General features: G+C 40.7%; 3 protein-coding genes and 2 tRNA genes. All 5 read right to left on the bottom strand.

Features of this window, described 5'->3' with window-relative positions:
- Positions 1-399: 399 nt before the first annotated feature.
- Positions 400-472 (bottom strand) — tRNA-Pro (locus K6D58_RS11495).
- Between the two features lie 48 nt (positions 473-520).
- A tRNA-Asp gene (locus K6D58_RS11490) sits at positions 521-594 on the bottom strand.
- A gap of 81 nt (positions 595-675) precedes the next feature.
- Entirely contained in the window at positions 676-2,481 is a 1,806-nt protein-coding gene (gene lepA, locus K6D58_RS11485) for a translation elongation factor 4 (RefSeq protein ID WP_296830797.1), read from the bottom strand.
- 25 nt (positions 2,482-2,506) lie between these two features.
- Entirely contained in the window at positions 2,507-4,156 is a 1,650-nt protein-coding gene (locus K6D58_RS11480; protein WP_296830795.1) for a S1C family serine protease, read from the bottom strand.
- 11 nt (positions 4,157-4,167) lie between these two features.
- On the bottom strand, positions 4,168-6,351 hold the full coding sequence (locus K6D58_RS11475; protein WP_296830793.1) for a tetratricopeptide repeat protein: 2,184 nt from the start codon (positions 6,349-6,351) through the stop codon (positions 4,168-4,170).
- Positions 6,352-6,375: the final 24 nt, after the last annotated feature.

The raw sequence follows: 6,375 nt of genomic DNA, 5'->3' as shown, positions 1-6,375 counted from the left end.
AAATCCACGCTTTCTATGGCAATTTCAGGAAAATGCTTTTTACCGCAAGCTTCATTTACAATTCGATTGATTTCCCTGTAATAAACAAGAGTCGATTCCGGCCCGGTACCGCCAATAAGCCCAAGTTTTTTCACAACTTTTCTCTCCACCTCTTACAAGGTAAAGATATTTTAAGATTTATTCAATAATCGGAAAAGTTTTTGCAAGGCAGCACTTTGACTGGCGCGTCCTATGCGATAAACTCGGGCAAGCCACTGCCTCACAGCATAGCTGTTCGGCTTCGAATCCGGGCGGACGCTGGCGCGTCCTTTGTAAATTTTCGGGCAAGCCACTGCCTCACAGCACAGCTGTTCGGCTTCGAATCCGGGGCGGACGCTGGCGCGTCCTTTGAAAAATTTTTCGGGCAAGCCGGATTCGAACCGGCGACCTCTACGTCCCGAACGTAGCGCGCTACCAACTGCGCTATTGCCCGTATTTTAAAAGGGAATAAAAAAAACCTGCTCAAATCTGAGCAGGCTAGCGGGATGTACGAGGCTCGAACTCGTGATCTCCGGCGTGACAGGCCAGCGCGATAACCAACTTCGCTAACACCCCAACGGCGGTTAATTTATCATAAAGAGGTATTTTTTGTCAACAGCATATTCCCATTTACACAGAAAAATACCCCTCTGATTCCTAGTTATCTTCCTTTTCCTTAAGGACTGCAAGGAAGGCACTCTGTGGCAGTTCAACGTTTCCGGCCATAAGCATACGTTTTTTACCGGCCTTCTGTTTTTCAAGAAGCTTTCTCTTACGGGTAACGTCACCACCATAACACTTGGCAAGAACGTCTTTTCTTACAGGGTTAACTGTTTCCCTGGCAATAATCTGGGCACCAATAGCACCCTGAATTGCAATCTTAAACTGCTGCCTTGAGATTTCCCCCTTAAGCCTTTCACATACAACCTTGGCTCTTTCTACTGCACTTGGTCTGTAACAAAGCTGGGCAAGGGCATCTACAGGCTTTGAGTTAATAAGAATATCAATCTTTATAAGATCTGTAGGGCGGTAATCAATTACTTCATAATCAAAGCTGGCATAACCACGGCTGTAAGACTTAAGTTTGTCATAAAAATCAAAAAGAACTTCACTTAAAGGCATTTCATATATAAGTTCAACACGCTTCTCATCAAGATACTGCATGTTTGTCTGATTACCCCTCTTCATGCGGCAAAGTTCCATAATTGAACCCAGATATTCAGACGGAGTAATAATGCTTGCCTTAATGTAAGGTTCCTGAGAATGCTCTATCTTTCCGGAAGGGAAGTCAGCCGGATTGTCTACAAGTATTTCTTCATGGCCCGGAGTCTGAACCTTATAGCGTACGCTTGGAGCCGTAAAAATAACAACCTGGTCAAAATCCCTTTCAAGACGTTCCTGAATGATTTCAAGATGAAGGAGACCTAAAAATCCGCATCTGAAACCATTTCCCAAAGCAAGGGAATTATCTTTTTCATATACAAGGGAAGCATCATTAAGCTTAAGCTTTTCCATAGCTTCCTTTAATTCCTCATAATCATTGGAATCAATAGGATAAATTGAACTGAATACAACCGGCTTTACATCCTTAAAACCTGCAAGAGCCTGAGCAGCCGGATTTGCAACAGTAGTAATTGTATCGCCGACGCGTACATCACTTACGGTCTTAATTCCTGTAATAAGATAGCCTACATCACCTGCTTCAAGAACACCTGTCCTTTCATAGTTAATCTTAAAGATACCGGCCTGTTCTACCTTATATTCAGCACCATTACTCATAAGGCGGATCTGATCACCTTCCTTAATACGGCCTTCCTTTACCCTGATATGAACAACTACACCACGATATTCATCATAGTGACAGTCAAAAATAAGGGCCTGCAGGGGAGCATTTACATCACCCTCTGGAGGCGGAAACTTTGTAACGATTGCTTCCATAAGGTCATCTATACCCTCACCTGTCTTTGCACTTACAAGCTGGGCATCAGAACTGTCCAGACCAAGATCATGATCAATCTGCTTTTTGCAACTGGCAATATCAGCACTGGCAAGATCAATCTTGTTTATAACAGGAACAATGGTAAGATCCTGCTCAAGGGCAAGATACATGTTACTTACTGTCTGACTTTCAACTCCCTGAGTTGCATCAATAAGAAGAAGGGCTCCTTCACAACTGGCAATAGCCCTGGAAACTTCGTAAGAAAAGTCTACGTGCCCCGGAGTGTCTACAAAATTAAGTTCATAGTCATGGCCGTCCTTTGCATGATAGGGAATGGTAACTGCCTGACTTTTAATGGTAATACCCCTTTCACGCTCAATATCCATGTTGTCCAGAATCTGATTCATCATCTGGCGGTCTTCAATAATCTTTGCCTTCTGAATAAGGCGGTCTGCAAGAGTACTCTTTCCGTGGTCAATGTGGGCCGTAATACAGAAATTACGCTTGTACTTTAATTCGGTCATAATTTTTCCTTATATATATTCAGTTTTAAAAATAAAATGTACTGTCCAAAGGCGTTGAAAAACCTATGCTTACATCAAGATAACCTTTTTTCCTGAGTTTTGCATAGACTGCAATACCAGCCATGCTTCTATCCTCTGATACCTGAAAATCAACAATCTTAAGGGTGTCATTTTCACTAAAACCGGCATCATCAGCAGCACTACCTTTTATTACACTGTCAATTATGTATTCCTTCTTTGCAGCAGAAACCTGAATCAGCTTCATACCTGTTACAGGCAGCATTGAATCTGCAATCCTGTCATGAATATAAAATTCATAACCAGGACTTTCAGGCCTCTGTTCAAGATAAAGAAGATGCTGGCTTTCTTCGCCGTCACTGTTTTTTGTCCTGCAGCTTACAATTGTGTCACTTTCAAGAGACATAAGGTAACGGTGAAAATCATAAACTGATGTTACACTTTTTCCATCTAAGTCTACAATAAGGTCTCCTGCCCTTACACCACTTCTAAAAGCACTTCCCCCTGGAAGAACATAAAAAACATCAAGACCTTCATTACGCATTCCACTGCCTGCAGCCCTGCGGGTTTTACCGTAAGCCCCGGCCCATGGATGTTTACGCTCCCCTCCTGAATACAGGAAAGGAAGTTCATTGCGCAGGTATTCTACAGGAATGGCAAAATTAAGTCCCTGATAATTCTGAACTCCTGCAAAAACTACAGCCTGAACCTTACCGTTTTCGTCAATTAAAGGACCACCTGAGTTACCGGAATTAACTGCTGCATCAATCTGAAAAACAGGTCCGGCCATAAAAAGCTGCCTGTCCGTTGCAGAAATAATTCCGCTGGTAAGGGTTTTCTCAAGTCCCAGTGGAGAACCAATAGCATAAACCCTGTCACCAACCTTAAGGTCTGCAGAAGACCCCAGGGTAAATACAGCAGGTGCCTTTATCTCGCACTTAAGGAGGGCAAGATCCAGTACAGAATCATAACCAATAACCTTTGCAGGAATTTTTGTATCAGGATCTTCTGCAAGCTTTACATAAAGACGGGAAAATCCTTCATATTTTTTATCAACAAGATCACTTATTACATGATGATTGGTAATAATATAACCGTCTTCTGATATAAAAAATCCGCTGCCTAAAACTCCGTCGGCATAGCCCATTCCCTTTTCTATTTTAAGGCCCTTGTCTACAAATACAGTAACCGTTCCCTTAATCAGCTCCTGAACAGACTGCTTTTTCCATTCAGAAGAAAGTCCGGGAACATTCTTAAAGGCTAAGTCCCTTAAAGTCTTTTCTGACCAGGAAGCCAAAGCCGGATCCTTACAGCCGCATACAGAAAGAGACTTATAAAGCTTTAAGGCATTCATATAATCAGAATCTTTTATGGCAGAAGAAAAATCTTCAATAACTTTATTTTCTGCATCCTTATACAAAAGAAGGGCATTCTGATTTTCAGGAACCTCTTCCTTTATTAATAAACTTCTCCAGAAAGCATTTACGGAATTTTTTTCCAGAAGTTTTCTTACTGAATCAATTTCATCATTAACTGCATCTTCTTCCGTATAATCAACGGGAACAAAAGGCTCCCTTTCTTTTTCTGCAGATATACAGGAATTAAAAAGCAGTACAAAAGACAAAGCTGCCGGAATAAAAATATTGCCCTTCTTCATCATAATTCACCTTAATTATTTTTATCATTTTCAATTTTTAAATTTTCTTCAACTTTAGAAGATTCGGAAGATTCGGAAGCGGCATCCCCTTCTGCCTCATACTTTAAGCTGGGAATCATTTTTCCTATATAAATATTCCCGGTTTTAACAGCCATAAAACGTGAATCCTTAAATTCCATAATTTCGCAATAGCAGGAAGAAGAAACTGAAGACAATTTTTTTAAGGCCATACGGGCTGCCTCTGAATAGTATTCCTTAGGATGAGAAACTTCATTTTCTATCCAGTAAAAATCATAAACCGGATCTTTATTTATAGAAAAATCCGATATTCCGTCACCAACAGCAGCAGGCTTTCCATCAATACTTGTAACTGTAATCATACGGTCAGAAAGAACATCATAGAACATACTCAGTTCTTCTCCACCGGAAATAATTACATGACGGACATCCCATTTTCCATCACTGTCATTATCCCAGGAAGCAATTTTTCCCTGACCATCAATATACTCTTCCGTAAAATCAGGAGAAGTATCACCGTCAGTATCAATCTGAACCATCTTAAGATAAAACTGTCTTCCTTCAGAAGGAATACCAAAAAGATTTACGGTAACCGACCTTATATCTTCCAGGGAATGAACCTTCATTTTTCTCTCTGAATCTACGGCATAAAATTCACTTACTTCGTAAATACCGTCACCATCTTTATCACAAACCCTCATATCAGGAAGATTATCCTTAAACCAGGCCTGAGCAAACTTTTTTTCACCTTCAAAATAATCAGCAGTAACTATTTCTCCATCAAGAATGGTAAAGTGAATTCTGGAATTTTCCCTCTCCTGCCCCGGAATATCAAAACCGGAAGCAGAAGCAAGAAGGTCTGATGCATCAAAGGAGTCAGGATTATCAATAACCTGAGGAAAGAAAAAGCGGGAACCTGTAATGGAAGAAATCAATGTATCTTCCTTAATCATAACAGGAGACCAGCTTAAAGCTTCTGATACAAAAGTAAAGGACAAATCCGGCAGTGAAGAAGCCGAATAGGAAAGAGTCTTAAGGTAAGGAAAATTCTCCCAGGTAAACTTCATTTTTCTTGAAGGAAAAGTCCCCCCTACAGGATTTCCGTAATCGCAGACAACATTCCAGTCAAGAACACCGTCCTGGGATTCATCATAAAAAATATCCTGAGGTCTTCCCCTGGAATACTTTACGTAAAGATTGCTTAAACCATCTCCGTCAGTATCCCTCTGTATAAATCCACTGTATGAATCAAAGTATTCCTTAGCAAGCTCAAGAGTCTCCTCTTCATCCAGCATCTGAAGGAATTCCTCAAGAATCTCATAATCAATGGCAGTATCTGCAAAATCTGCAACGTAATTAAAGGCATCCTTTTGTGAAAGCATTCCTGAATCAAGGGCAACTATAGCATAAACAGGATGAGAAAGTCCCCTTGCTTTAAAAGACTTAAGCAGATGTTCCCTTTCTTTTCCGGAAGCAAACCAGGCTGCATATATCTCAAGCTCCGCATCCTTATCAGGAGAAACTTCTACATACTGGGTAATCATGTTAATAAAATATTTTTTAATGCGGACTACATCAGCATTATCTTCTGCAGGAGATTCATACTTAAAAAACAAAAGGGGAAACCTTGTATCATCCGGATAAATTCTTCTTGCTCCATCAATCTTGTTACGGGCAGTAGAAATATGTTCTGCATCCCCCAGTCTGTAACAAGCCTTTGCCCTTATGTATTCCGCATCAGCAGAAAAAACAGAAGGAGAAGCATCAAGAACGCTTAAAGCTTCCCTTGAATGACCTGTATCAGAAAGAATATCTGCATGCATTATTCTGGCATTGTCCCTGTTATAGTTAACCCAGCTGTTAAGTGAAAAAGATTTTTCCAGCAGGGGAAGAATTTCTGCCTTAGGAGACTGAAGGGAATTTTTTGCAGAAGCAAGTATGTACCACAAGTCAGAAATAGTCTCATCATAGGCAATTCCCAGGGATGACTGAGATATGGCAGCTTCATAATTTTTATCAGAAAGATAGGAAGATGCCAGCTGAAGGCACCTGAGGGCAGTTCTTCTGTTAGCCTGAAGGGCACTGTCTTTAAGTGAATCTCCTGTCTTAACCGGTGCAAGACAGAAAAGTGCAGATGATAAAGTTAAAGCAAGACAAAGAATAAAATTTTTTTTCATATTAGACTTCATATAATACCCCGG

Origin of the sequence: Treponema sp., assembly GCF_024696245.1 — a bacterium.
GTDB lineage: Bacteria > Spirochaetota > Spirochaetia > Treponematales > Treponemataceae > Treponema_D.
The sequence above is the reverse complement of the archived record's forward strand: the minus strand, read 5'-3'. Positions and strand labels throughout refer to the sequence as shown.